The organism is Stenotrophomonas sp. MYb238 (assembly GCF_009496535.1).
Classification (GTDB): Bacteria; Pseudomonadota; Gammaproteobacteria; order Xanthomonadales; family Xanthomonadaceae; genus Stenotrophomonas.
Window position 1 is genome coordinate 93,027 of sequence record NZ_WIDL01000005.1, and the last position, 25,290, is coordinate 118,316.

Consider the following 25,290-nt stretch of genomic DNA (forward strand, 5'->3'; position numbering starts at 1 on the left):
TCCTCCTTTCGGAGAACACCATGAAAGACCTGCTCAATCTCTTCAACCAGCAGCGCCAGACGCTGGACTTCGACGCGATCAAGATCGGCCTGGCTTCGCCGGACCTGATCCGCTCCTGGTCCTTCGGCGAGGTGAAGAAGCCGGAAACCATCAATTACCGCACCTTCAAGCCGGAACGCGACGGCCTGTTCTGCGCCGCCATCTTCGGCCCGGTGAAGGACTACGAGTGCCTGTGCGGCAAGTACAAGCGCATGAAGCACCGCGGCGTCGTGTGCGAGAAGTGCGGCACCGAAGTGACCCTGGCCAAGGTGCGCCGCGAGCGCATGGGCCACATCGACCTGGCCTCGCCGGTCGCCCACATCTGGTTCCTCAAGTCGCTGCCCTCGCGCATCGGCCTGATGCTGGACATGACCCTGCGCGACATCGAGCGCGTGCTGTACTTCGAAGCCTACGTGGTGACCGAGCCGGGCCTGACCGCCCTGGAGCGCCGCCAGCTGCTGACCGAAGAACAGTACCTGCAGGCGCGCCAGGAGCATGGCGACGACTTCGACGCCGCCATGGGTGCCGAGGCCGTGTACGAACTGCTGCGCACCATCGACCTGCAGGCCGAGATGGTGAAGCTGAAGGAGGAGATCGCCTCCACCGGTTCGGAAACCAAGCTCAAGCGCCTGACCAAGCGCATCAAGCTGGTCGAGGCCTTCCTGGAGTCGGGCAACCGTCCGGAGTGGATGGTCATGACCGTGCTGCCGGTGCTGCCGCCGGACCTGCGTCCGCTGGTGCCGCTGGACGGCGGCCGCTTCGCGACCTCCGACCTGAACGACCTGTACCGCCGCGTCATCAACCGCAACAACCGCCTGCGCCGCCTGCTGGAACTCAACGCTCCGGACATCATCGTGCGCAACGAAAAGCGCATGCTGCAGGAATCGGTCGACGCGCTGCTGGACAACGGCCGTCGCGGCCGCGCCATCACCGGCACCAACAAGCGCCCGCTCAAGTCGCTGGCCGACATGATCAAGGGCAAGCAGGGCCGCTTCCGCCAGAACCTGCTCGGCAAGCGCGTGGACTACTCCGGCCGTTCGGTGATCACCGTCGGTCCGTACCTGAAGCTGCACCAGTGCGGCCTGCCGAAGAAGATGGCGCTTGAGCTGTTCAAGCCGTTCGTGTTCGCCAAGCTGCAGCGCCGCGGCCTGGCCACCACCATCAAGGCCGCCAAGAAGCTGGTCGAGCGCGAGGAAGGCGAAGTCTGGGACATCCTGGAAGAAGTCATCCGCGAGCATCCGGTGCTGCTGAACCGCGCGCCGACCCTGCACCGCCTCGGCATCCAGGCGTTCGAGCCGCTGCTGATCGAAGGCAAGGCCATCCAGCTGCACCCGCTGGTCTGCACCGCGTTCAACGCCGACTTCGACGGTGACCAGATGGCCGTGCACGTGCCGCTCTCGCTGGAAGCCCAGCTGGAAGCGCGTGCGCTGATGATGTCCACCAACAACATCCTGTCCCCGGCCAACGGCGAGCCGATCATCGTGCCGTCGCAGGACGTGGTGCTGGGCCTGTACTACCTCAGCCGCGCCCTGATCAACAAGAAGGGCGAGGGCATGGTGTTCGCCAACACCAACGAGGTGAAGCGCGCCTACGACAACCGCGTGGTCGAGCTGCACGCCAAGGTCAAGGTGCGCATCACCCAGGTCGAGCGCGACGAGCAGGGCAACAAGGTCCGCAAGACCTCGATCCAGGACACGACCGTCGGCCGTGCGCTGCTGAGCGAGATCATGCCCGAGGGCCTGCCGTTCGAGCTGTGCAACACCGAGATGACCAAGAAGAACATCTCGCGCCTGATCAACCAGAGCTACCGTCTGCTCGGCCTGAAGGACACCGTGGTGTTCGCCGACAAGCTGATGTACACCGGCTACGCCTACGCGACCCGCGCCGGCGTGTCGATCGGCATCGACGACATGCTGATCCCGGACGAGAAGAAGGGCATCCTGGGCGAAGCCGAGCAGGAAGTGCTGGAAATCCAGGAGCAGTACCAGTCGGGCCTGGTCACCGCCGGCGAGCGCTACAACAAGGTGGTCGACATCTGGTCGCGCACCAACGAGCGCATCGCCAAGGCGATGATGGAAACCATCGGTACCGAGAAGGTCGAGGACGCCGAAGGCAAGACCGTCGACCAGAAGTCGATGAACTCGCTGTACATCATGGCCGACTCCGGCGCGCGTGGTTCGCAGGCGCAGATCCGCCAGCTGGCCGGCATGCGCGGCCTGATGGCGCGCCCGGACGGCTCGATCATCGAGACGCCCATCAAGGCGAACTTCCGCGAAGGCCTGAACGTGCAGGAGTACTTCAACTCCACCCACGGCGCCCGCAAGGGCCTGGCCGATACCGCGCTGAAGACCGCGAACTCCGGTTACCTGACCCGTCGCCTGGTCGACGTGGCGCAGGACGTGGTGATCACCGAGGTCGACTGCGGCACCGCCGAAGGCCTGACCATGACCCCGATCGTGGAAGGCGGCGACGTGGTCGAGCCGCTGAAGGACCGCGTGCTGGGCCGCGTCGTGGCCGAGGACGTGTTCCTGCCGGGCAACGACGAGGATCCGATCGTCACCCGCAACACGCTGCTCGACGAGCAGTGGGTGAACAAGCTGGAAGAAGCCGGCGTGCAGTCGATCAAGGTGCGTTCGACGATCACCTGCGAATCGGCCTTCGGCGTCTGCGGCCGCTGCTACGGCCGCGACCTGGCACGTGGCCACATCGTCAACATCGGCGAAGCGGTCGGCGTCATCGCCGCGCAGTCGATCGGCGAGCCGGGTACCCAGCTGACCATGCGTACGTTCCACATCGGTGGCGCGGCGTCGCGTGCGGCGGCGGTGGACAACATCACCGTCAAGACCACCGGTTCGGTCAAGTTCAACAACCTCAAGTCGGTCGAGCACGCCAACGGTTCGCTGGTGGCGGTGTCGCGTTCGGGCGAAGTGTCGGTGCTCGACGCCCACGGCCGCGAGCGCGAGCGCTACAAGCTGCCGTACGGCGCCACCATCACCGTCAAGGACGGCGCCGAGATCAAGGCCGGCCAGACCGTGGCCAACTGGGATCCGCACAACCACCCGATCGTGTCGGAAGTGGCCGGCTTCATCCGCTTCATCGACTTCATCGACGGCGTCACCGTCATCGAGAAGACCGACGAGCTGACCGGCCTGGCCTCGCGCGAGATCACCGATCCGAAGCGTCGCGGTTCGCAGGCCAAGGACCTGCGTCCGCTGGTCCGCATCGTCGACGGCAAGGGCAACGACCTGACCATCCCCGGCACCGACCTGCCGGCACAGTACCTGCTGCCGCCGCGTTCGATCGTCAACCTGCAGGACGGCGCCCCGGTGGGCGTGGGCGACGTGGTCGCCAAGATCCCGCAGGAAGCGTCCAAGACCCGCGACATCACCGGCGGTCTGCCGCGCGTGGCCGACCTGTTCGAGGCGCGCAAGCCGAAGGATCCGGCGATCCTGGCCGAGCGTTCGGGCATCATCAGCTTCGGCAAGGACACCAAGGGCAAGCAGCGCCTGATCATCAAGGACACCGATGGTTCCGAGCACGAGGAGCTGATTCCGAAGTACCGCCAGATCATCGTGTTCGAAGGCGAGCACGTCAGCCGCGGCGAAACCATCGTGGACGGCGAGCCGAGCCCGCAGGACATCCTGCGCCTGAAGGGCGTGGAGGAGCTGGCGCGCTACCTGGTCAAGGAAATCCAGGACGTGTACCGCCTGCAGGGCGTGAAGATCAACGACAAGCACATCGAGGTGATCTCGCGCCAGATGCTGCGCAAGGTCGAGATCATCGACCAGGGCAGCAGCAAGTTCCTCAATGGCGAGCAGGCCGAGCGCCAGCGCGTGATCGAGGAGAACGCCAGGCTGGCGTCCCGCAACGAGCTGCCGGCCCGCTTCGAGCCGGTGCTGCTGGGCATCACCAAGGCCTCGCTGGCGACCGAGTCGTTCATCTCGGCCGCGTCGTTCCAGGAGACCACCCGCGTGCTGACCGAGGCTGCCGTGCGCGGCACCGCGGACAACCTGCGCGGCCTGAAGGAAAACGTGATCGTCGGCCGCCTGATTCCGGCGGGTACCGGCCTTGCGTACCACACCAAGCGCCGTCGCGGCGCCTCCGGCCTGACCGAGTCGGAGATCGAGACCCTGGCCGGCACGGCCGCGGTGGTCGAGTCGGAGGTTGCGTCGACCGAAGCTGAACAGGCTGCGGGCGGCGAGGAGTGAGGTAGGTCCGGCTCCGGCCGGGCGCTTTGAAGGGATGCCGGTCCGTCCGCGGACCGGTCGCCCGACCTGAACGGGGTACATGGAGGCCCCCCTGTAACGGCCCGGGATCAGGGCTGGCCTGGAAAGGACGCGTTTGACTGCGTTCTGGACGGGTTGCTACAATCGTCTGTCTCGGCAGGCCTGAATTTCGGGCCTGCTTTACATTTTCCGCATCCTTGGCCGTTTTTCACGGCCCCAATCAGAAGAACCTACTGATGGCGACGATCAACCAGCTGGTCCGCAAGCCGCGGCAAGCGACCACCTACAAGAGTGCCTCGCCGGCGCTCGACAAGTGCCCGCAGCGCCGTGGCGTCTGCACCCGTGTCTACACCACCACTCCGAAGAAGCCGAACTCGGCGCTCCGCAAGGTTGCCAAGGTCCGCCTGACCAACCAGGAAGAAGTGATTTCCTACATCGGTGGTGAAGGCCACAACCTGCAGGAGCACTCCGTGGTCCTGATCCGCGGCGGTCGCGTCAAGGACCTGCCGGGTGTGCGTTACCACACCGTTCGTGGCTCGCTCGACGCCGCCGGCGTCGCCAAGCGTCGCCAGGCCCGTTCCAAGTACGGCGCCAAGCGTCCGAAGGCCTAAGGGGAGAGCACTATGTCGCGTAAGGGTAATACTCCGCAGCGTTCCGTCCTGCCCGATCCGAAGCACGGAAGCGAAACCATCGCCCGCTTCATCAACATGGTCATGCAGAGCGGCAAGAAGTCCGTCGCCGAAAAGATCGTGTACGGCGCCATGGACGTGATCGGCGAAAAGAATCCCAATGCCATCGAGCTGGTGCAGAAGGCGCTGGACAACGTGGCCCCGGCCGTCGAAGTGAAGTCCCGCCGCGTCGGCGGCGCCACCTACCAGGTGCCGGTCGAAGTGCGCGCCTCGCGCAAGATGGCCCTGGCGATGCGCTGGCTGATCGAATCGGCGCGCAAGCGTGGCGAGAACTCGATGCCGCGCAAGCTGGCCGCCGAGTTGCTGGACGCCTCGGAAAACCGTGGCGGCGCCATCAAGAAGCGTGAAGAAACCCACCGCATGGCGGAAGCGAACAAGGCGTTCGCGCACTACCGCTGGTGAGTTTGAAGGCCTTGTGAACACAGGCCGGTGACACCACTGCGTGTCACCTCGCGGTGACAGAATCGCCGCGTCAACCCGAAGGCCGCCGAAAGGCGGCATTCGGCCATTCCGAAATCCGAAAAATCTGAGAGGCTCCCCGTGGCCCGTTCCACTCCCATCGAGCGTTACCGCAACTTCGGCATCATGGCCCACATCGATGCCGGCAAGACCACCACGTCCGAGCGCATCCTGTTCTACACCGGCAAGAGCCACAAGCTGGGTGAGGTGCACGATGGCGCCGCCACCATGGACTGGATGGAGCAGGAGCAGGAGCGTGGCATCACGATCCAGTCCGCTGCCACCACCGCGTTCTGGAAGGGCATGGACAAGTCGATGCCGGAGCACCGCTTCAACATCATCGACACCCCCGGGCACGTCGACTTCACCATCGAAGTGGAGCGCTCGCTGCGCGTGCTCGACGGTGCGGTGTTCGTGCTGTGCGCCGTCGGCGGCGTGCAGCCGCAGTCCGAGACCGTGTGGCGCCAAGCCAACAAGTACCACGTGCCGCGCATCGCGTTCGTCAACAAGATGGACCGCACCGGCGCCAACTTCTTCAAGGTCCGCGACCAGCTGAAGGCGCGTCTGGGCGCCGTGCCGGTGCCGATGCAGATCCCGGTCGGTGCCGAGGACAACTTCCAGGGCGTGGTCGATCTGGTGAAGATGAAGGCCATCGCGTGGGACGAGAAGTCCCAGGGCATGAGCTTCGAATACCGCGACATCCCGGCCGAGCTGCAGGCGCAGGCCGAAGAAGCGCGCGCGTTCATGGTCGAGTCCGCCGCCGAAGCCAGCGAAGAGCTGATGGAGAAGTACCTGGGCGGCGAGGAGCTGACCGAGGACGAGATCTACAACGCCCTGCGTATCCGTACGCTGGCCACCGAGATCGTCCCGATGTTCTGCGGCTCGGCGTTCAAGAACAAGGGCGTGCAGGCCATGCTCGACGGCGTCATCAAGCTGCTGCCGTCGCCGGTCGACGTGCCGGCGGTCAAGGGCACCGACATCGACGACGAGACCAAGGAAATGTCGCGCGAATCCAGCGACAAGGCCCCGTTCTCGGCGCTGGCGTTCAAGATCATGACCGACCCGTTCGTGGGCTCGCTGACCTTCTTCCGCGTCTATTCGGGCGTGTTGAACGCTGGCGACCAGGTGCTGAACTCGGTGCGCAACAAGAAGGAGCGCATCGGCCGCGTGCTGCAGATGCACTCCAACAACCGCGAAGAAATCAAGGAAGTGCTGGCCGGCGACATCGCCGCGGCGGTGGGTCTGAAGGACGTCACCACCGGTGACACCCTGTGCGCCATCGACGCCCCGATCGTCCTGGAGCGCATGGCGTTCCCGGAGCCGGTGATCTCGATGGCGGTCGAGCCGAAGACCAAGTCCGACCAGGAAAAGATGGGCATGGCCCTGGGCCGTCTGGCGCAGGAAGACCCGTCGTTCCGCGTCAAGACCGACGAGGAGTCGGGCCAGACGATCATCTCGGGCATGGGCGAGCTGCACCTGGACATCATCGTCGACCGCCTCAAGCGCGAGTTCAACGTCGAAGCCAACGTCGGCAAGCCGCAGGTCGCGTACCGCGAGACCATCCAGGCCGTGGACGTGAAGTCGGACTACAAGCACGCCAAGCAGTCCGGTGGTAAGGGCCAGTACGGTCACGTCGTGATCGAGATGTCCCCGATCACCGCCGCCGACCGCGAGAAGCACGGCGCCGACATCAAGGACGACTTCCTGTTCCTGAACGAGATCACCGGTGGCGTGATTCCGAAGGAATTCATCCCGTCGGTCGAGAAGGGCCTGCGCGAGACCATCACCAGCGGCCCGCTGGCCGGCTTCCCGGTGGTGGACGTGAAGGTCAAGCTGGTGTTCGGTTCGTACCACGACGTCGACTCCTCGGAAATGGCGTTCAAGCTGGCCGCGTCGATGGCGTTCAAGCAGGGCTTCTCCAAGGCCAAGCCGGTGCTGCTGGAGCCGATCATGAAGGTCGAGATCGTGACCCCGGAGGACTACCAGGGCGACGTGATGGGCGACGTGAGCCGTCGTCGCGGCGTGCTGCAGGGTTCGGACACCAGCGTTTCGGGCGTGGTCATCAATGCGATGATTCCGCTGGGCGAAATGTTCGGTTACGCCACGCAGCTGCGTTCGATGACACAGGGTCGCGCCACGTTCTCGATGGAATTCGACCACTACGAGCCGGCGCCGAACAACATCGCCGAAACCGTCATCAAGAAGGCCTGAGCCTCCGGGGCTCAGGTTCTCCCTCAAACTTTCAGCTAATCAAGGAATCGCAAAATGTCCAAGGGTAAGTTCGAACGTACCAAGCCGCACGTCAACGTCGGCACCATCGGCCACGTCGACCATGGCAAGACCACGCTGACCGCCGCGCTGACCAAGATCGGTGCCGAGCGTTTCGGTGGCGAGTTCAAGGACTACTCCTCGATCGACGCCGCGCCGGAAGAGAAGGCGCGCGGCATCACGATCTCGACCGCGCACGTCGAGTACGAATCCGCGACCCGTCACTACGCCCACGTTGACTGCCCGGGCCACGCCGACTACGTCAAGAACATGATCACCGGTGCGGCGCAGATGGACGGCGCGATCCTGGTGTGCTCGGCCGCTGACGGCCCGATGCCGCAGACCCGCGAGCACATCCTGCTGTCGCGTCAGGTCGGCGTGCCGTATATCGTCGTGTTCCTGAACAAGGCCGACATGGTGGACGACGCCGAGCTGCTCGAGCTGGTGGAAATGGAAGTGCGCGAGCTGCTGAGCAAGTACGACTTCCCGGGCGACGACACCCCGATCGTGCACGGTTCGGCCCGTCTGGCGCTGGAAGGCGACCAGAGCGACATCGGCGTGCCGGCGATCCTGAAGCTGGTCGACGCGCTGGACAGCTGGATCCCGACCCCGGAGCGTGACGTCGACAAGCCGTTCCTGATGCCGGTGGAAGACGTGTTCTCGATCTCGGGCCGCGGCACCGTGGTGACCGGCCGTATCGAGCGCGGCGTGATCAAGGTGGGTGAGGAAATCGAAATCGTCGGTATTCGCCCGACCCAGAAGACCACCGTGACCGGCGTGGAAATGTTCCGCAAGCTGCTGGACCAGGGCCAGGCGGGCGACAACGCGGGCCTGCTGCTGCGCGGCACCAAGCGTGACGACGTGGAGCGCGGCCAGGTGCTGGCCAAGCCGGGTTCGATCACCCCGCACACCGAGTTCGAAGCCGAGGTGTACGTGCTGTCCAAGGACGAAGGTGGCCGTCACACCCCGTTCTTCAAGGGCTACCGTCCGCAGTTCTACTTCCGTACCACCGACATCACCGGCGCCGTGCAGCTGCCGGAGGGCGTCGAGATGGTGATGCCGGGCGACAACGTGAAGATGTCGGTCACGCTGATCAACCCGGTGGCGATGGACGAAGGCCTGCGCTTCGCGATCCGCGAAGGCGGCCGTACCGTCGGCGCCGGCGTGGTCGCCAAGATCACCAAGTAAGCGCGTCATCCCCGTCCGCGGGGAGCGTGGAAGAAGGGCGGCCTCCGGGCCGCCCTTTTTTATTGCCGTCATCCGCGGCGGACACCCTTCGGAGCATCGGCGGGCAATATAAAAAACCGCCCCCGGCGGTTTTCGTTGCCGCCTTCCGGGGCGGCGCCCCGGAACATCGGCGCCGAGGGTGCCGGCACCCGCTTCCGGCGAGGCCCCAGTTGCCGTCCTCCGTGATCGCAACCACGCCCCGGCGCGAGGTCGAGGCAGAGTGGAGGCGTCAGCCGTCGAACGGCTGCGCGCCCAGGGTCTGGACCACATGGTCGACGAAGCAGGTGATGCGCGCCGCCAGCGCGGTGTTGCGGTAATAGACCGCGTTGACCGGCTGGCGCACGTCCAGGGTCTGCGCGGGGAACAGGGGCACCAGTCGGCCCTCGTGGCGGTCCCGGCGGGTCATGAAGTCGGAGAGGCAGGCGATGCCCTGGCCGGCCAGGGCCAGGTGGCGCAGCGTCTCGCCGCTGGAAGCGGCGACCGTCGGCTGGATGCGCAGGACATTGCCGGCCGCGTCGTGCAGCGGCCATTCGTTGAGCGACCCGGGCTGGGTGAAACCCAGCAGCGCATGCCCGGCCAGTGCGTCGGGCATGGCGGGCATGCCGTGGCGTTCGAGATAGGACGGATTGGCCAGCACCCGCACGCGGCTGGCGCCCACCGGGCGCGCGTGCAGGGTGGAGTCCTTCAGCGCGCCGATGCGGAACGCCACGTCGGTGCGCTTCTCGAGCAGGTCGATGATGCCTTCGTTCGAATTCAGCTCCAGCTCGACTTCGGGGTAGCGCTCGCGGAAGCCGGCGACCAGCGGCACCAGCACGTGCAGCATGAAGGGCGTGGCCGCATCGACCCGCAGTCGTCCCGTCGGACGCATGCGCCGGGCCGCCATCTGTTCCTCCGCTTCGTCCACGGAGGCGAGGATGGCGCGGGCGCGCTGCAGGAAGGCGGTGCCTTCCTCCGTCAGTTCCAGCCGCCGCGTGGTACGCCGCAGCAGCGTCGTCTGGAGTTTTTCCTCCAGCCGCCCGAGCGTGCGGCTGGTGGCCGAGATCGTCAGTCCCAGCAGTTCCGAGGCGGCGGTGATCGAGCCGGCATCCACCACGGCCACGAACGCCTGCAGTTCATCGAGAGTGGTCTTCATTGTTGATTCTGGATCAAATGAATTTGGTGGATACAGGGCTTAATCGGCAAATATTAGCCGGGCACACTGCGCGCCATGAAATCCTCCCGCGCCCTGTCCGCCCTCGCCATCGGTGCCTTCGCCATCGGCACCACCGAATTCACTCCCATGGGGCTGTTGCCCGTGATCGCCGACGGCGTGCAGGTCGGCATCCCCACTGCCGGCATGCTGGTCTCCGCCTACGCGATCGGCGTCATGGCCGGCGCGCCGGTGATGACGCTGCTGTTCAGCCGCTTCGGCAAGCGCGCGGCGCTGATGTGGCTGATGGTCCTGTTCACCGTCGGCAACCTGCTGTCCGCGTTCGCGCCGGGCTATACGACCCTGCTGCTGTCGCGCTTGGTCACCAGCCTCAACCATGGCGCCTTCTTCGGCATCGGCGCCGTGGTCGCGGCCAGCGTGGTGCCCCGGGACAGGCAGGCCAGCGCCATCGCGGCCATGTTCATGGGCCTGACCATCGCCAACATCGGCGGCGTGCCGGCGGCGACCTGGATCGGTCAGCAGGTGGGCTGGCGCCTGGCCTTCGGCGGCACCGCCGTGCTCGGCCTGGTCACCATCGCCGCGCTGTGGCTGGCGCTGCCCAGGGGCGAGCCGGGCGCGCGTCCGGACGTGCGCCGCGAGCTGAAGGTGCTGGCCCGCCCCGAAGTGCTGCTGGCGATGGGTACCACGGTGCTCGGCGCCGGCGCGATGTTCGCGCTGTATACCTACGTGGCGCCGGTGCTGGCCGGGATCACCCGGGCCAGCCCGGGGTTCGTGGCCTTCGCGCTGGTGCTGATCGGAATCGGCTTCACCCTGGGCAACAGCATCGGCGGTCGCCTGGCCGACTGGTCGCTGGACGGCGCGACCATGCTGATCCTCGGCGCGCTCGCGGTGGTCATGGCGGTGCTGCCGCTGGCGATGACCACCCATGCCGGCGCGGCCATCGGCCTGGTGGTCTGGGGCGCGGCCGCCTTCGGCATCGTGCCGCCGGTACAGATGCGGGTGATGCAGGCCGCCACGCAGGCGCCGGGCCTGGCCTCGTCGGTCAATGTCGGCGCGTTCAACCTCGGCAACGCGGTCGGCGCCGCCCTCGGCGGCGCGGTCATCGACCAGGGGCTGGGCTATGCCGCCGTGCCGCTGGCGGGCGCCGCGCTGGCCGCCGGCGGCCTGGGCCTGGTCTGGCTGGGCGGTGCTGGCCGCCGCCGCGTGGCGCAGGGCGCCTGAGCGGCCGGCCGCCCAACCCGCGGGCAGGCAACCTTTCTTCCTTTCCTCCAGGAGTCATTCCATGAGCATTCCTTCCTTCGGCCTGGGTACTTACCGGCTTGCCGGCCGGGTCGTCATCGATTCGGTGAAGACGGCGCTGGAACTGGGTTACCGCGCCATCGACACCGCGCAGATCTACGGCAACGAGGCCGACATCGGCCAGGCCATCGCCGAAAGCGGCGTTCCGCGTGCGGACCTGTTCCTCACCACCAAGATCTGGGTCGACAACTACGCCGCCGACAAGCTGGTCCCGAGCCTGCGCGAAAGCCTGGCCAAGCTGCGCACCGACCATGTCGACCTGGCCCTGATCCACTGGCCGGCGCCCGGCAACGGTGTCGAACCGGCCGAATACATGGCCGCGCTGGCCGAAGCCAAAAGGCTGGGCCTGGCCCGCCGCATCGGCGTGTCCAACTTCAACATCGAACTGACCCGGCAGGCCATCGCCGCGGTCGGCGCGGGTGAGATCGCCACCAGCCAGATCGAGCTCAGCCCCTATCTGCAGAACAGCAGGCTCGCCGCGTTCCTGAAGGAACAGGGCATCGCCGTCACCTCCTACATGACCCTGGCCTACGGCAAGGTGCTCAAGGATCCCGTGCTGGCCGACATCGCCGCCAAGCACGGCGCCACGGTGGCGCAGGTCGCCCTGGCCTGGGCGATGCAGCTGGGCCATGCGGTGATTCCGTCGTCGACCCGGCGCGAGAATCTGGCCAGCAACCTGCTCGCCCGCGGGCTGAGGCTCGATGCCGGGGACATGGCGCGCATCGCCGCGCTCGAGCGCAACGGCCGCGAAGTCAGCCCGGAAGGCCTGGCGCCGGCCTGGGACTGATCGTTTCCGGCGGCGAGCGGCTTGGTAGGGCAGGGGAATGGGCGCGTACCGGCAAGCCGGCGGCGCGCCATGCGCCCCAATGCAGCGGGCATCTGGGTCGATTTCCCTGTCCGACAGGTGCGTGGCTCGTCATGCCCCCGCCGCCGGCCGCGCGGCGCGGTCCGCGGCGACTCCATGCGCGGTGGCGCGGGTTCGCGTCCCTTCTCGGTCGTTCGAATGACCACAAGGGATGGGGGACTGCCGCCAGGCCGGCTGGCGGCGCATGACTCCCGGTACAGCCGTCGCCACTTTGGGGCCCTAGCCCCCCTCGACGGGTCGCGCTTCCCGACTCCGCATCGCGCGGCAGGCGGCTGGACGATTTTCCGCATTGCGGATGGCGGAAAACGTTTCCCGCTCCGCTCTTGTATCCATGGGCCGCGCAGGTGCGCGCGCACCGGCCACGCCGCCGCCATGACCTTCGCTACGCGAAGCGGCAGGGCGGATGCGCCTAAGGTGCGTGCGATGGCCTGGCCGACGGCAGGACAAACGCGAGGAGAAGACGGGATGTTGCGAGAATCGGGACAAGGGCGGCGCAGGGCGGCGCTGGCACTGGCACTGGCGCTGGCGGCGTTCGCCGCGGTGGCGCAGGCGGCGGCACCATCGCCGAAGGAGCATTTCGGCTTCACCATCGGCGACGACTACATGCTCGCCAACTACACCCAGACCGAGGCGTATTTCCGCAAGGTCGCGGCCGAGTCCGACCGCTTCCGTCTGGTCGAGCTGGGCAAGACCTCCGAGGGGCGCCCGCAGCTGATGCTGATCGCCTCCTCGCCGGCCAACCTGGCCAGGCTGGACGAATACCGCGGCATCTCCGAGCGTCTGGCGCGGGCGCGCGACGACGAGGCCGTCGCGCGCCGTCTGGCGGAGCAGGGCAAGGCGGTGGTGTGGATCGACGGCGGCCTGCACGCCAACGAGACCGTCGGCGCGCACCAGCTGATCGAGACCGTGTGGCAGCTGGCCAGCCGCGACGACGCCGAGACCCGGCGCATCCTCGACGACACCATCGTGCTGCTGGTCCATGCCAACCCGGACGGGCAGGAGCTGTATTCGGACTGGTACATGCGCGAGCCGGTGCCGGCCAAACGCGTGCTCGACAAGCCGCCGCGCCTGTACCAGAAGTACGCCGGCCACGACAACAACCGCGACTTCTACATGGCCGCGCTGCAGGAAACGCGCAACCTCAACCTGGCGATGTACACGCGCTGGTACCCGCAGATCGTCTACAACCACCACCAGACCTCGCCCAAGGGCACGGTCATCGTGATCCCGCCGTACCGCGACCCGTACAACTACAACATCGACGCGATGATCCCGGTCGGGCTGGAGTCGCTGGGCTCGACGATGAACCTGCGTTTCCTGCAGGAGAATAAGCCCGGCGCGGTGTCCAAGGGCGGCAGCGTGTATTCGACCTGGTGGAACGGCGGCCTGCGCACCATGCCGTACTTCCACAACATGCTGGGCGTGCTCACCGAGATCACCGGCAACCCGACGCCGATGCAGATCCCGTTCCTGCCGGACCGGCAGCTGCCCGACAGCAACCTGCCGGCGCCGGTACCGGCGCAGACCTGGCATTTCCGCCAGTCCATCGACTACAGCCTGACCGCCAACTGGGCGCTGCTGGACTACGCCTCGCGCAACCGCGAGCAGCTGCTGTGGAACATCTATCGCATGGGCCGCAACTCCATCGAGCGCGGCAGCCGCGACACCTGGACGGCCAGCCCGAGCGTCCTGGCCAAGGCGCGCGCCGAAGCCGGCAAGGACGGCAAGCCGGCGGCGGAACTGGATGCGGGGCAGGTCGACGCCCTGCTGCGGCGCCCGGAACAGCGCGACCCGCGCGGCTACATCATCCCGGCCGACCAGGCTGACTTCCCGACCGCGACCGCCTTCGTCAACGCGCTGCAGCTGGCGGGCGTGGAGGTGGAGCGCGCCACCCGGCCGTTCGCCGTGGCCGGCCGCAGGTACCCGGTGGGCTCGTTCGTGGTCAAGGCCGACCAGGCGTTCCGGCCGCACGTGCTGGACATGTTCGAGCCGCAGGACCACCCGCACGACTTCGAATACGCGGGCGGTCCGCCGATCGCGCCGTACGACTCGGCCGGCTGGACGCTGGCCTTCCAGATGGGCGTGGCGTTCGACCGCGTGCTGGAAGGCTTCGACGGCCCGTTCGAGGCGCTGCCGGCCGGACAACTGCAGGTGCCGGTCGACGCGCCGGTGCCGGCCTCGGCCACCGGCTACCTGCTCGATGCGCGCGCCAACAACAGCGTGATCGCGGTCAATCGCCTGCTGAAGGCCGGCGTGGAGGTGCGGCGCCTGCAGGACCGCGACGGCGCCTTCTTCGTGCCGGCCGCGCCGAGCGGGACCCTGGCCGCCGCCCTGCGCGGCACCGGCGTGGCGGCCGTCGCCGCCGACCGTCGCGCCAGCGGCGGCGAGCCGGTGAAGGCGCCGCGGATCGCGTTGTGGGACCACTACGGCGGCTCGATGGTTTCCGGCTGGACCCGGCTGGTCCTGGACAGCTTCGGTTTCGACTACGAAGTGGTGTACCCGCGGCAGATCCTCGATGGCGACCTGCGCAGCCGGTTCGACGTGCTGATCCTGCCCAGCGGCGCGCTGCCGCTGCCCAAGGCGCTGGCGATCGAGGGCAAGGCCGGCCGTACGCCGGCCTCGCCGGACCCGGCCACCATCCCGGCCGAATTCCGGCCGATGCTCGGCGAACTGGAGGGCGAGGCCGCGGTCGCCGCGCTGCGCCGCTTCCTGCAGGCCGGCGGCCATGTCGTCGCCACCGGTTCGTCCAGCGGGCTGGCGGTGCAGCTCGGCCTGCCGCTGCGCAGCCACCTGCTGGCCAAGGGAGGGGACGACCAGCCCCGGGCGCTGAGCCAGCGCGAGTACTACATCCCCGGCAGCGTGCTGCAGGTGGCGGTGGACAAGTCGCGCCCGCTCAACTGGGGGCTGCCGCAGCGGCTGGACGTGTACTTCTCCGACGGCCGCTGGGACAATGCGCCGGTGTTCGACCTGCCGGCCGGCCGCGCCGACATCCGTCCGCTGCTGCGCTTCGACTCGGCCACGCCGCTGCGCAGCGGCTGGGCCTGGGGCCAGGAGCACCTGCAGGGCGGGGTGCTGGCCGCCGAGGCCGACGTCGGCGCCGGCCGGCTGACCTTCTTCGGCACGGACATCACCTTCCGCTCGCAGACCCACGGCTCGTTCAAGCTGCTGTTCAACAGCCTGCTGCAGGCGGGCGCTCCGGCCGCCGAATAAGGCGGGCAGGACGGGAGCGCGGCCGTGTCGCCTCCCGGTCCGGCATGGCCGCCAGCTGAAGCGCAGGAGGCGGGGCGTATCCGGTACTTGCAAAGCCCCGGGAATGCTGACAGAATGCACGACCACTCGCGAAGGCCATGCTTGCATGTGCTTCGCAACCAGCGAAAGGAAGGGCAGGAAGCGCTTCGTATTCGCCAGACTAAGGACAGGTCGCGTGGGTCGCTCCAGGGCATCGGGGCGCTTTCTGCGCGTTTGTTTGTGTCTGGGGCGGGCCGGGAAACCGGGCCGCCCTGCTGTTTTGAAAGGATTCGCGTGGCGGCTGACTGGTGCCGGCGCGCATTCATGGGGTCCGGTACACAAGAGGCCGGGCCTGTCGCTCTTTAGACCTATAGGAACACCGTCATGGCGGACCAAAAGATCCGGATTCGGCTGAAGGCGTTCGATCATCGTTTGATCGACCGCTCGGCCAGCGAGATCGTTGAAACGGCCAAGCGGACCGGCGCGCAAGTGCGTGGCCCGATCCCGCTGCCGACCAAGATCGAACGTTACACCGTTCTGGTTTCCCCGCACGTCGACAAGGACGCGCGTGACCAGTACGAGACCCGCACGCACAAGCGCGTGCTCGACATCGTCGACCCCAACGACAAGACCGTGGACGCGCTGATGAAGCTCGAACTGGCTGCCGGCGTCGACGTTCAGATCAAGCTGACCTGAGGACTGCGACCATGACGAAGAAGTATTCGTTGGGCTTCGTGGGCCGCAAGGCCGGCATGAGCCGCGTTTTCACCGAGGACGGCCAGTCCATCCCGGTGACCCTGATCGAAGCCACCCCGAACCGCATCGCGCAGGTCAAGACCGTCGAAACCGACGGCTACAGCGCCGTGCAGGTGACCGTCGGCGCCCGTCGCGCCGCCCTGGTGAACAAGCCGGAAGCCGGCCACTTCGCCAAGGCCAAGGTCGAAGCCGGCCGTGGCCTGTGGGAATTCCGCGTCGAGGACGCCCAGGTCGGCGATTACGCCGTCGGTGGCGAAGTCAAGGCGGACATCTTCGCCGTCGGCCAGAAGGTCGATGTCCAGGGTGTCACCAAGGGCAAGGGCTTCCAAGGCACCATCAAGCGCTACAACTTCACCATGGGTGACGCCACCCACGGTAACTCGCTGTCGCATCGCGCGCCGGGTTCGTTGGGCCAGCGCCAGACCCCGGGTCGCGTTTTCCCGGGCAAGAAGATGGCCGGTCACATGGGTGCCGTGCAGCAGAGCACGCAGAACCTGGAAGTGGTCAAGGTCGACGTCGAGCGCGGTCTGATCGCCGTTCGCGGCGCCGTTCCGGGTGCTGCCGGTGGCGACGTGATCGTGCGTCCGGCGAGCAAGGCATAAGGAGAGATGACGATGGAACTCGTTATCACGGGTAGCAACAACAAGGTCTCGGTCTCCGAAGCCGTGTTCGGCCGCGATTTCAGCGAGGATCTGGTCCACCAGGTCGTCGTTGCCTACCGCAACGCCGCTCGCGCCGGCACCAAGGCACAGAAGACGCGCTCTGAAGTGGCTGGTACCACCAAGAAGTCGAAGAAGCAGAAGGGTGGTGGCGCTCGTCACGGTGCCCTGACCGCTCCGATCTTCGTCGGCGGTGGCGTCACCTTCGCGGCCAAGCCGCGCAGCTTCGAGCAGAAGGTCAACCGCAAGCAGTACCGCGCCGCCATGTGCGCCATCCTGTCCGAGCTGAACCGCCAGGGCCGCCTGACCATCGTCGAGTCCTTCGACGTGGAAGCGACCAGTACCAAGGGTCTGATCGGCAAGCTGGCTGGCCTGGAAGTGGGCAAGCGTCCGCTGATCGTCACCGAAGAGGCTTCCGAGCATCTGTACCTGTCGGCCCGCAACCTGCCCTACGTGCAGGTGCGTGACGTCCAGGGTCTGGATCCGGTCGCTCTGGTGGGTGCCGACACGGTCGTCATCACCGCCGATGCGGTCAAGAAGGTCGAGGAGTGGCTGGCATGAGCAGCAACGAAAAAATCTTCAGCGTGCTGCGCGCTCCGCGAGTCTCCGAAAAGACCGCGCGCCTGCAGGAACTCTCCAACCAGTACGTCTTCGAAGTCTCGAACGAAGCAACCAAGGCCGATGTGAAGGCCGCGGTCGAGCAGCTGTTCGACGTCAAAGTCGAGGCCGTCAACGTGGTCAACGTCAAGGGCAAGAGCAAGTCCTTCCGTAACCGCGCTGGCCGCCGCGGCGATTGGCGCAAGGCGTACGTGCGCCTGGCCGATGGCCAGTCCATCGATGTAACGGCCAAGGCCTGAGGTACATCCCATGCCATTGATGAAATTCAAGCCCACCTCCGCAGGCCGCCGCTCGGCCCTGCGCGTGGTCACGCCCGATCTGCACAAGGGTGCGCCGCACGCTGCGCTGGTGGAGTCGCAGAGCAAGTCCGGTGGTCGCAACCACCACGGCCGCATCACCACCCGTCACGTTGGTGGTGGCCACAAGCAGCACTACCGCATCATCGACTTCAAGCGCAACAAGGAAGGCATTCCGGCGCGCGTGGAACGCATCGAATACGATCCGAACCGCACCGCCCACATCGCCCTGCTGTGCTACGTCGACGGTGAGCGCCGCTACATCATCGCCCCGAAGGGCCTGAAGGCGGGTGACCAGGTCATCTCCGGCGCGCATGCGCCGATCAAGACCGGCAACACCCTGCCGCTGCGCAACATCCCGGTCGGTACCACGATCCACGGCATCGAGCTGAAGCCGGGCAAGGGCGCCCAGATCGCCCGCGCCGCCGGTGCTTCGGTGCAGCTGGTCGCCCGCGAAGGCATCTACGCCACCCTGCGCCTGCGCTCGGGTGAAATGCGCAAGGTGCCGGTCGAGTGCCGCGCCACCATCGGCGAAGTCGGCAACGACGAGCACAACCTGGAGAAGCTGGGCAAGGCCGGCGCCAAGCGTTGGCGCGGTGTCCGCCCGACCGTCCGCGGTGCCGCCATGAACCCGGTGGACCACCCGCACGGTGGTGGTGAGGCCAAGGCCGGCCAGGGCAACCCGCACCCGGTCACCCCGTGGGGTGTGCCGACCAAGGGCTACAAGACGCGCCATAACAAGCGCACCCAGCAGTTCATCGTCCGCGATCGTAGGGGCTAATCGACCATGGCACGTTCACTCAAGAAGGGCCCGTTCGTCGATCACCACCTCGTCAAGAAGGTGGAGGCCGCTGCGGGCAGCAAGAAGCCGATCAAGACCTGGTCGCGCCGTTCGATGATCCTGCCGGAAATGGTAGGCATCACCATCGCCGTGCATAACGGCAAGAACCACGTTCCGGTTCTCGTCAACGAGAACATGGTCGGCCACAAGCTCGGCGAATTCGCCATCACCCGGACCTTCAAGGGTCACGGTGCTGACAAGAAGTCGGGCAAGTAAGGAGAGATGACGATGGAAGCGAAAGCAATCCTGCGCACCGCGCGCATCTCCCCGCAGAAGGCCCGTCTGGTCGCTGACCAGGTCCGCGGTCTTCCGGCCGAGCGTGCGGTCAATCTGCTGAAGTTCTCGGACAAGAAGGCCGCCGCCCTCATCAAGAAGGTGGTGGAGTCGGCTATCGCCAACGCCGAGAACAACCAGGGCGCCGACGTCGATGAGCTGAAGGTCAAGACCATCATGGTTGATGAAGGTCCGAGCCTGAAGCGCTTCATGGCCCGCGCCAAGGGCCGCGGCACGCGCATTCTCAAGCGCACCAGCCACATCACCGTGGTCGTGGGCGAGGGCAAATAACGATGGGTCACAAAGTACATCCGATTGGTATCCGCCTGGGCATCGCCAAGGACTGGAACTCCAAGTGGTACGCCAACAAGGCCGAGTTCGCCAGCTACCTGGCGGCCGACCTGAAGGTCCGCGAGATGCTTCGCAAGAAGCTGGCGCAGGCCGGTATCTCCAAGATCCTGATCGAGCGTCCGGCCAAGACCGCGCGCGTGACGATCCACACCGCCCGTCCGGGCGTGGTGATCGGCAAGCGTGGTGAGGACATCGAGAAGCTGCGCAAGGAAGTGAGCGAAGTGATGGGCGTCCCGGCGCACATCAACGTCACCGAAGTGCGCAAGCCGGAGCTGGACGCGCAGCTGGTCGCCGAGTCGATCGCGCAGCAGCTGGAGCGTCGCATCATGTTCCGCCGCGCGATGAAGCGTGCGGTCGGCAACGCGATGCGCCTGGGTGCCCTGGGCATCAAGGTCAACGTGGCTGGCCGCTTGAACGGCGCTGAAATCGCCCGTTCGGAGTGGTACCGCGAAGGCCGCGTGCCGCTGCACACCCTCCGCGCCGACATCGACTACGGTTTCGCTGAGGCCAGCACCACCTACGGCATCATCGGCATCAAGGTCTGGATCTACAAGGGCGAGGTCTTCGATTTCTCCCAGGTTGGCCAGGAAAAGCAGGACGACAGCCCGCGCGGCGATCGCAATGATCGTGGCGACCGTGGCGACCGTCCGTCGCGCCCGGCTCGTGAAGCGAGGTAACGGCAATGTTGCAACCCAAGCGAACCAAATACCGCAAGATGTTCAAGGGCCGCAACGACGGCCTGAGCTGGAGCGCCAATGCCGTCAGCTTCGGTGAGTACGGCCTGAAGGCCACCGCTCACGGCCAGCTGACCGCGCGCCAGATCGAAGCGGCCCGTCGTTCGATCAGCCGTTACGTCAAGCGTGGCGGCAAGATGTGGATCCGCGTTTTCCCGGACAAGCCCATCACCAAGAAGCCCATCGAAGTCCGAATGGGTGCCGGTAAGGGTGGCGTGGAGTACTGGGTCGCCCAGATCCAGCCGGGCCGCATGATCTATGAAATCGAAGGTGTTTCCGAGGAAGTGGCGCGCGAGGCGTTCCGCCTGGCGTCGGCCAAGCTCTCGGTCACCACCACTTTCGTGACCCGGACGGTGCGCTGATGGACATCAAACAACTCCGCGAGAAGTCGGCTGACGAACTCAAGGCCCACCTGGTCGACCTGCGCAAGGAGCAGTTCTCGCTCCGCATGCAGGCCGCCACCGGCCAGCTGCCGAAGACCCACGAAACCCGCCGGGTGCGCCGCGAGATCGCTCGCGTCAAGCACCTGATCGGCAGCACGAAGTAAGGATGGCTGCGATGAGCGAAAATACTGAAAGCAAGACGCTGCGCACGGTCGAAGGCCGCGTCGTCAGCAACAAGATGGACAAGACGGTCACCGTGCTGGTGGAGCGCCAGGTCAAGCACGCCCTGTACGGCAAGTACATCAAGCGTTCGACCAAGCTGCACGCTCACGACGCCGAGAACACCTGCAACGAAGGTGATTTCGTGCGTGTGACCGAGATTGCGCCGCTGTCCAAGACCAAGAACTGGCGGGGGGTGGAAGTCATCACCCGCGCAGCGAAATAAGGAGCCTGAATCATGATCCAGATGCAGAGCTACCTCGACGTCGCTGACAACTCCGGTGCCAAGGAAGTGATGTGCATCAAGGTGTTGGGCGGCTCGAAGCGCCGTTATGCCCACATCGGCGACATCATCAAGGTCACCGTGAAGGACGCGATCCCGCGCGGCAAGGTCAAGAAGGGCGAAGTGTACGACGCCGTCGTGGTGCGCACCCGCAAGGGCGTGCGCCGCGCCGACGGTTCGCTGATCCGTTTCGATGGCAACGCCGCCGTCCTGCTGAACAACAAGCAGGAGCCGATCGGCACCCGCATCTTCGGGCCGGTGACCCGTGAACTTCGTTCCGAGAAGTTCATGAAGATCGTCTCGCTCGCTCCCGAAGTGCTGTGAGCGACAGGAGATAATCATGGCTAACCGTATCAAGAAGGGCGACCAGGTCGTCGTCAACACCGGCAAGGACAAGGGCAAGCAGGGCGAAGTCGTCCGCGTCGACGGCGACCGCGTGGTCGTCGCCAACGTGAACATCGTCAAGCGGCACACCAAGCCGAACCCGCAGGCAGGTGTTGCCGGCGGCGTGGTCGAGCGTGAAGCTTCGATCCATATCTCCAACGTCAATGTCCTGAACCCGGCTTCGGGCAAGGGCGAGCGCGTTGGCTTCAAGGTGCTGGAGGATGGACGCAAACTGCGTGTGTTCCGCTCCAGTGGTGAGGCGATTGACGCCTGAGGAATGAGCTGATGACTTCCCGTCTCGAAAAAATCTACAAGGAAGAAGTGGTGCCGGCGCTGATGAAGCAGTTCGGCTACACCAATCCGATGGAAGTGCCCAAGCTGGTCAAGGTCACCCTCAACATGGGCGTCGGCGAAGCCGCGACCAACAAGAAGGTGCTCGAGAACGCCGTGGCCGACATGACCAAGATCACCGGCCAGAAGCCGGTGGTCACCAAGTCGCGCGTCTCGGTGGCCTCGTTCAAGATCCGCGATGGCTGGCCGATCGGCTGCAAGGTCACCCTGCGCCGCAACACCATGTTCGAATTCCTGGATCGCCTGATCAACATCTCGCTGCCGCGCGTGCGTGACTTCCGCGGCGTGTCGGGGCGTTCGTTCGACGGTCGCGGCAACTACAACATGGGCGTGAAGGAACAGATCATCTTCCCGGAAATCGACTTCGACGCCGTCGATGCGATCCGCGGCATGGATATCGCCATCACCACCACCGCCAAGACCGATGCGGAAGCGAAGGCGCTGCTGGCAGCGTTCAAGTTCCCGTTCCGTAACTGATCCGTCGAGGAAACCGAAATGGCAAAGACCTCCATGGTCAACCGCGACATCAAGCGGGAAAAGCTGGCCAAGAAGTACGCCGACAAGCGTGCCGCTCTGAAGAAGATCGTGTCCTCGCAGGACGCGAGCTACGAAGAGAAGATCGAAGCGGCGACCAAGCTGTCCAAGCTGCCGCGCGATTCGTCGCCGAGCCGCCAGCGCAACCGCTGCGAACTGTCGGGCCGCCCGCGTGGCGTGTACCGCAAGTTCGGCCTGGGCCGCAACAAGCTGCGCGAAGCCACCATGCGTGGCGACGTGCCGGGCCTGCGCAAGGCCAGCTGGTAAGAAACCTCCGTGCCGGGCCGCAGGGCCCGGCCGGCGGGCCGGAAGGGCGACCTGCCGGCAAAACAGGGAGTCCGACGCAAGTCGGACTTTTTGTCGTATAATCCCGCGTCTTGCCCGGCCGAAAGTGCCGGGTGATGTTGGCAGGGCCCCGGCCCATTCCGGGAAAACTCGAGATTTTCGCGAAAGCGGATATCGGTGCACTCAAAGGTATACACATGAGCATGACTGATCCCATCGCCGACCTGCTGGTCCGCATCAAGAATGCGGCCGCGGTTGGCAAGCAGACGGTGAAAGCGCCGTCGTCCAAGATCAAGGTGGCGATTGCCCAGGTCCTGAAGGACGAGGGTTACATCACCGACCTGCGCGTCAACCAGCTGGAAAACAACAAGGCCGAGCTGGAAATCGTCCTGAAGTATTTCGAAGGCAAGCCGGTCATCGCGACCCTGAAGCGCTTCTCGCGTTCGGGCCTGCGCCAGTACCGCGGCAAGAGCGAGCTGCCGAAGGTCCTCAACGGCCTGGGCATCGCCATCATCTCCACTTCCAAGGGCATCATGACCGATGCGCAGGCGCGCCAGCAGGGCGTCGGCGGTGAAGTCCTGTGCTTCGTGGCCTAAGCGAGAAGGAATAAGAACATGTCCCGCGTAGCCAAGAAGCCGATCAACCTGCCCAAGGGCGTTGAACTGAACATCCAGCCGGAATCCGTGAGCGTGAAGGGCCCGAAGGGCACCCTGTCGCTGAACAAGGCCGCTGGCGTTGAAATCACCATCGACAACGGCGTTGCCACGCTGAACCCGAAGGATGCGTCCTTCGATGCTCTGACCGGCACCGTCCGCGCGATCCTGGCCAACATGGTCAAGGGCGTGTCCGAAGGCTTCGAGAAGAAGCTGGAGCTGGTGGGCGTGGGTTACCGCGCCGCCATGCAGGGCAAGGACCTGAACCTGTCGCTGGGTTTCTCGCACCCCGTCGTGTTCGTGGCGCCGGAAGGCATCACCCTGGCCACCCCGACGCAGACGGAAATCGTCGTGCAGGGTGCGGACAAGCAGGTGGTCGGCGAAGTCGCCGCCAAGATCCGTGGCTACCGTCCGCCGGAACCCTACAAGGGCAAGGGTGTGAAGTACGCCGGTGAGAACATCATTCGCAAGGAAGCCAAGAAGGCCTAATTCCTAGGTTTTCAGCTTTCGAGGATAAAGATCATGAACAAGAACATCGCTCGCCTGCGTCGCGCCAAGTCGACCCGTTCGCACATCCGCACCCTGGGCGTGCCGCGCCTGTCGGTGCTGCGCACCGGCCAGCACCTGTACGCGCAGGTCTTCACCGCCGACGGCTCGAAGGTGCTGGCTGCCGCCAACACCACCCAGGCCGACGTCAAGGACGGCCTGAAGAACGGCAAGAACGCCGACGCCGCCGCCAAGGTCGGCCGCATCGTTGCCGAGCGCGCCAAGGCCGCCGGTGTCGAGAAGGTCGCCTTCGATCGTTCGGGCTACCGCTACCACGGCCGCATCAAGGCCCTGGCGGATGCCGCGCGCGAGGCCGGCCTGCAGTTCTAAGGGATCGGGGCAGGGGACTTCGGGTTCCCTGCCCACCCGCTCGCCGGCCTGAGCGAGGCCGGACGGCGCCGTTCTTCTGCAGCGGCTCACCGGAACGACGTGTCATTCCACAACCATAAGCGGCCCTGAGCCGTACATACCCAACAACCAAGGAATCAACATGGCAGAAGAACGTCAGCAGCGGGGTCGCGACCGCGACCGCAACCGCGAAGAAAAGATCGACGACGGCATGATCGAGAAGCTGGTCGCGGTCAACCGCGTCAGCAAGACCGTCAAGGGTGGCCGCCAGTTCACCTTCACCGCCCTGACCGTGGTCGGCGACGGCGAAGGCAAGGTCGGTTTCGGCTATGGCAAGGCGCGCGAAGTGCCGGTCGCCATCCAGAAGTCGATGGAACAGGCCCGCAAGAACCTGGTCAGCGTGGACCTGCACAACGGCACCCTGTGGCACACCGTCAAGGACGGCCACGGCGCGGCCCGCGTGTTCATGCAGCCGGCTTCGGAAGGTACCGGCGTGATCGCCGGCGGCGCCATGCGTGCCGTGCTCGAAGCGGTTGGCGTGAAGAACGTGCTGGCCAAGGCCACCGGCTCGCGCAACCCGATCAACCTGGTGCGCGCCACCGTGAAGGGTCTGGCGGGCATGCAGTCGCCGGCCCGCATCGCGGCCAAGCGCGGCAAGAAGGTGGAGGAACTCAACCATGGCTAATGAGTCCAACAAGACCGTGAAGGTGCGCCTGGTGCGCGGCCTGCGTGGAACCCAGTCGCGCCACCGCCTGTCGGTGCGTGCCCTGGGCCTGAACAAGCTCAACGATGTGCGTGAACTGAAGGACAGCCCGCAGGTCCGCGGCCTGATCAACAAGGTTCAGTACCTCGTCCAGGTTGAGGAGTAATCGACCATGACTCTGCGTCTCAATGAACTGAGCCCGGCACCGGGCGCCCGCACCGAGCGCACCCGCGTCGGTCGCGGTATCGGCTCCGGCCTGGGCAAGACCGCCGGCCGCGGCCACAAGGGTTCGTTCGCCCGCAAGGGTGGCGGCAAGATCAAGGCCGGCTTCGAAGGCGGCCAGACCCCGATGCAGCGCCGTCTGCCGAAGATCGGCTTCCGTTCGCCGATCGCCAAGGACACCGCTGAAGTGCTGCTGTACCAGCTGGACAAGCTGCCGGCCGGCGAGATCGATTTCGCCGCCCTGCGTGCCGCCAAGCTGGTCCCGAGCACCGCCAAGAAGGCCAAGATCGTCGTCAAGGGCGAACTGACCAAGGCGTTCACCCTGAAGGGCGTTGCCGCCACGGCCGGTGCCAAGGCCGCGATCGAAGCTGCCGGCGGCAGCGTACAGGAGTAACTGGAAC

General features: G+C 66.0%; 30 protein-coding genes. 29 read left to right on the forward strand and 1 reads right to left on the reverse strand.

What is annotated here, in order from left to right; all coding sequences use genetic code 11:
- The first annotated feature begins 20 nt into the window (after nucleotides 1-20).
- The 5 genes from rpoC to tuf all read left to right on the forward strand — a co-directional run bounded on the left by rpoC (nucleotide 21) and on the right by tuf (nucleotide 8,869).
- Nucleotides 21-4,247: a DNA-directed RNA polymerase subunit beta' gene (rpoC, locus tag CQ393_RS05045; protein WP_153190530.1), complete on the forward strand. Its 4,227-nt coding sequence runs from the start codon at nucleotides 21-23 to the stop codon at nucleotides 4,245-4,247.
- Nucleotides 4,248-4,501: 254 nt separating this feature from the next.
- Nucleotides 4,502-4,876, forward strand: a complete 375-nt coding sequence (gene rpsL, locus CQ393_RS05050; protein ID WP_004145320.1) for a 30S ribosomal protein S12 — start codon at nucleotides 4,502-4,504, stop codon at nucleotides 4,874-4,876.
- Between the two features lie 12 nt (nucleotides 4,877-4,888).
- A complete protein-coding gene (gene rpsG / locus CQ393_RS05055) occupies nucleotides 4,889-5,356 on the forward strand; it encodes a 30S ribosomal protein S7 (protein ID WP_104938134.1) in 468 nt (155 codons plus the stop codon).
- A 138-nt stretch (nucleotides 5,357-5,494) separates the two neighbouring features.
- The gene (gene fusA, locus CQ393_RS05060) at nucleotides 5,495-7,624 is read left to right on the forward strand and encodes an elongation factor G (RefSeq protein WP_343199588.1); all 2,130 of its coding nucleotides are present in this window, start codon (nucleotides 5,495-5,497) and stop codon (nucleotides 7,622-7,624) included.
- A 54-nt stretch (nucleotides 7,625-7,678) separates the two neighbouring features.
- On the forward strand, nucleotides 7,679-8,869 hold the full coding sequence (tuf, locus tag CQ393_RS05065; RefSeq protein ID WP_153190526.1) for an elongation factor Tu: 1,191 nt from the start codon (nucleotides 7,679-7,681) through the stop codon (nucleotides 8,867-8,869).
- A 268-nt stretch (nucleotides 8,870-9,137) separates the two neighbouring features.
- On the opposite strand, the gene CQ393_RS05070 is transcribed toward tuf, so the two are convergent.
- The gene (locus tag CQ393_RS05070; RefSeq protein ID WP_153190531.1) at nucleotides 9,138-10,040 is read right to left on the reverse strand and encodes a LysR substrate-binding domain-containing protein; all 903 of its coding nucleotides are present in this window, start codon (nucleotides 10,038-10,040) and stop codon (nucleotides 9,138-9,140) included.
- 75 nt (nucleotides 10,041-10,115) lie between these two features.
- Between CQ393_RS05070 and CQ393_RS05075 the strand changes: the two genes are divergently transcribed.
- The 24 genes from CQ393_RS05075 to rplO all read left to right on the forward strand — a co-directional run bounded on the left by CQ393_RS05075 (nucleotide 10,116) and on the right by rplO (nucleotide 25,283).
- Nucleotides 10,116-11,279 carry an MFS transporter gene (locus tag CQ393_RS05075; RefSeq protein WP_153190532.1) on the forward strand — a complete coding sequence of 388 codons (1,164 nt, stop codon included), beginning with the start codon at nucleotides 10,116-10,118 and terminating at the stop codon, nucleotides 11,277-11,279.
- Nucleotides 11,280-11,340: 61 nt separating this feature from the next.
- Nucleotides 11,341-12,144, forward strand: coding sequence for a 2,5-didehydrogluconate reductase DkgB (gene dkgB / locus CQ393_RS05080; protein ID WP_153190533.1), 804 nt, complete (start codon nucleotides 11,341-11,343; stop codon nucleotides 12,142-12,144).
- A gap of 543 nt (nucleotides 12,145-12,687) precedes the next feature.
- On the forward strand, nucleotides 12,688-15,432 hold the full coding sequence (locus tag CQ393_RS05085; RefSeq protein ID WP_153190534.1) for a M14 metallopeptidase family protein: 2,745 nt from the start codon (nucleotides 12,688-12,690) through the stop codon (nucleotides 15,430-15,432).
- Nucleotides 15,433-15,834: 402 nt separating this feature from the next.
- Nucleotides 15,835-16,146, forward strand: coding sequence for a 30S ribosomal protein S10 (gene rpsJ, locus CQ393_RS05090; protein ID WP_005408208.1), 312 nt, complete (start codon nucleotides 15,835-15,837; stop codon nucleotides 16,144-16,146).
- 11 nt (nucleotides 16,147-16,157) lie between these two features.
- Complete coding sequence (gene rplC, locus CQ393_RS05095; RefSeq protein ID WP_153190535.1) at nucleotides 16,158-16,808, forward strand: 50S ribosomal protein L3; 651 nt, start codon at nucleotides 16,158-16,160, stop codon at nucleotides 16,806-16,808.
- A 12-nt stretch (nucleotides 16,809-16,820) separates the two neighbouring features.
- Nucleotides 16,821-17,426 (forward strand): 50S ribosomal protein L4, encoded by a 606-nt coding sequence (gene rplD / locus CQ393_RS05100; protein ID WP_054668595.1) that lies wholly within the window; start codon nucleotides 16,821-16,823, stop codon nucleotides 17,424-17,426.
- On the forward strand, nucleotides 17,423-17,722 hold the full coding sequence (gene rplW, locus CQ393_RS05105) for a 50S ribosomal protein L23 (protein WP_054663307.1): 300 nt from the start codon (nucleotides 17,423-17,425) through the stop codon (nucleotides 17,720-17,722). The genes rplD and rplW overlap by 4 nt, the downstream gene beginning before the upstream one ends.
- A gap of 10 nt (nucleotides 17,723-17,732) precedes the next feature.
- Nucleotides 17,733-18,560, forward strand: coding sequence for a 50S ribosomal protein L2 (gene rplB / locus CQ393_RS05110; RefSeq protein WP_056931946.1), 828 nt, complete (start codon nucleotides 17,733-17,735; stop codon nucleotides 18,558-18,560).
- Nucleotides 18,561-18,566: 6 nt separating this feature from the next.
- Entirely contained in the window at nucleotides 18,567-18,836 is a 270-nt protein-coding gene (gene rpsS / locus CQ393_RS05115; RefSeq protein WP_104938139.1) for a 30S ribosomal protein S19, read from the forward strand.
- A 12-nt stretch (nucleotides 18,837-18,848) separates the two neighbouring features.
- Entirely contained in the window at nucleotides 18,849-19,184 is a 336-nt protein-coding gene (rplV, locus tag CQ393_RS05120) for a 50S ribosomal protein L22 (RefSeq protein WP_054668596.1), read from the forward strand.
- A gap of 2 nt (nucleotides 19,185-19,186) precedes the next feature.
- Nucleotides 19,187-19,921 (forward strand): 30S ribosomal protein S3, encoded by a 735-nt coding sequence (rpsC, locus tag CQ393_RS05125; RefSeq protein ID WP_153190536.1) that lies wholly within the window; start codon nucleotides 19,187-19,189, stop codon nucleotides 19,919-19,921.
- A gap of 5 nt (nucleotides 19,922-19,926) precedes the next feature.
- Nucleotides 19,927-20,340, forward strand: coding sequence for a 50S ribosomal protein L16 (gene rplP, locus CQ393_RS05130; RefSeq protein WP_054663318.1), 414 nt, complete (start codon nucleotides 19,927-19,929; stop codon nucleotides 20,338-20,340).
- Nucleotides 20,340-20,525 (forward strand): 50S ribosomal protein L29, encoded by a 186-nt coding sequence (rpmC, locus tag CQ393_RS05135; protein WP_055767495.1) that lies wholly within the window; start codon nucleotides 20,340-20,342, stop codon nucleotides 20,523-20,525. Before rplP ends, rpmC begins: the two co-directional genes overlap by 1 nt.
- Nucleotides 20,526-20,536: 11 nt before the next feature.
- Entirely contained in the window at nucleotides 20,537-20,806 is a 270-nt protein-coding gene (gene rpsQ / locus CQ393_RS05140; protein WP_153190537.1) for a 30S ribosomal protein S17, read from the forward strand.
- Nucleotides 20,807-20,818: 12 nt separating this feature from the next.
- The gene (gene rplN / locus CQ393_RS05145; RefSeq protein ID WP_003479595.1) at nucleotides 20,819-21,187 is read left to right on the forward strand and encodes a 50S ribosomal protein L14; all 369 of its coding nucleotides are present in this window, start codon (nucleotides 20,819-20,821) and stop codon (nucleotides 21,185-21,187) included.
- 16 nt (nucleotides 21,188-21,203) lie between these two features.
- Entirely contained in the window at nucleotides 21,204-21,521 is a 318-nt protein-coding gene (gene rplX / locus CQ393_RS05150) for a 50S ribosomal protein L24 (protein WP_054663326.1), read from the forward strand.
- Nucleotides 21,522-21,532: 11 nt separating this feature from the next.
- A complete protein-coding gene (rplE, locus tag CQ393_RS05155) occupies nucleotides 21,533-22,075 on the forward strand; it encodes a 50S ribosomal protein L5 (protein WP_153190538.1) in 543 nt (180 codons plus the stop codon).
- 18 nt (nucleotides 22,076-22,093) lie between these two features.
- Nucleotides 22,094-22,399 carry a 30S ribosomal protein S14 gene (rpsN, locus tag CQ393_RS05160; protein ID WP_153190539.1) on the forward strand — a complete coding sequence of 102 codons (306 nt, stop codon included), beginning with the start codon at nucleotides 22,094-22,096 and terminating at the stop codon, nucleotides 22,397-22,399.
- Between the two features lie 215 nt (nucleotides 22,400-22,614).
- Nucleotides 22,615-23,013, forward strand: a complete 399-nt coding sequence (gene rpsH, locus CQ393_RS05165; RefSeq protein WP_055767504.1) for a 30S ribosomal protein S8 — start codon at nucleotides 22,615-22,617, stop codon at nucleotides 23,011-23,013.
- An 18-nt stretch (nucleotides 23,014-23,031) separates the two neighbouring features.
- Entirely contained in the window at nucleotides 23,032-23,559 is a 528-nt protein-coding gene (gene rplF, locus CQ393_RS05170) for a 50S ribosomal protein L6 (protein ID WP_153190540.1), read from the forward strand.
- A gap of 33 nt (nucleotides 23,560-23,592) precedes the next feature.
- Complete coding sequence (gene rplR, locus CQ393_RS05175; RefSeq protein ID WP_054663339.1) at nucleotides 23,593-23,946, forward strand: 50S ribosomal protein L18; 354 nt, start codon at nucleotides 23,593-23,595, stop codon at nucleotides 23,944-23,946.
- A 160-nt stretch (nucleotides 23,947-24,106) separates the two neighbouring features.
- The gene (gene rpsE / locus CQ393_RS05180; RefSeq protein ID WP_055767513.1) at nucleotides 24,107-24,649 is read left to right on the forward strand and encodes a 30S ribosomal protein S5; all 543 of its coding nucleotides are present in this window, start codon (nucleotides 24,107-24,109) and stop codon (nucleotides 24,647-24,649) included.
- Nucleotides 24,642-24,833 carry a 50S ribosomal protein L30 gene (rpmD, locus tag CQ393_RS05185; protein ID WP_005408214.1) on the forward strand — a complete coding sequence of 64 codons (192 nt, stop codon included), beginning with the start codon at nucleotides 24,642-24,644 and terminating at the stop codon, nucleotides 24,831-24,833. The genes rpsE and rpmD overlap by 8 nt, the downstream gene beginning before the upstream one ends.
- Before the next feature lie 6 nt (nucleotides 24,834-24,839).
- Nucleotides 24,840-25,283 (forward strand): 50S ribosomal protein L15, encoded by a 444-nt coding sequence (rplO, locus tag CQ393_RS05190; RefSeq protein WP_153190541.1) that lies wholly within the window; start codon nucleotides 24,840-24,842, stop codon nucleotides 25,281-25,283.
- The last annotated feature ends 7 nt before the right edge of the window (nucleotides 25,284-25,290 follow it).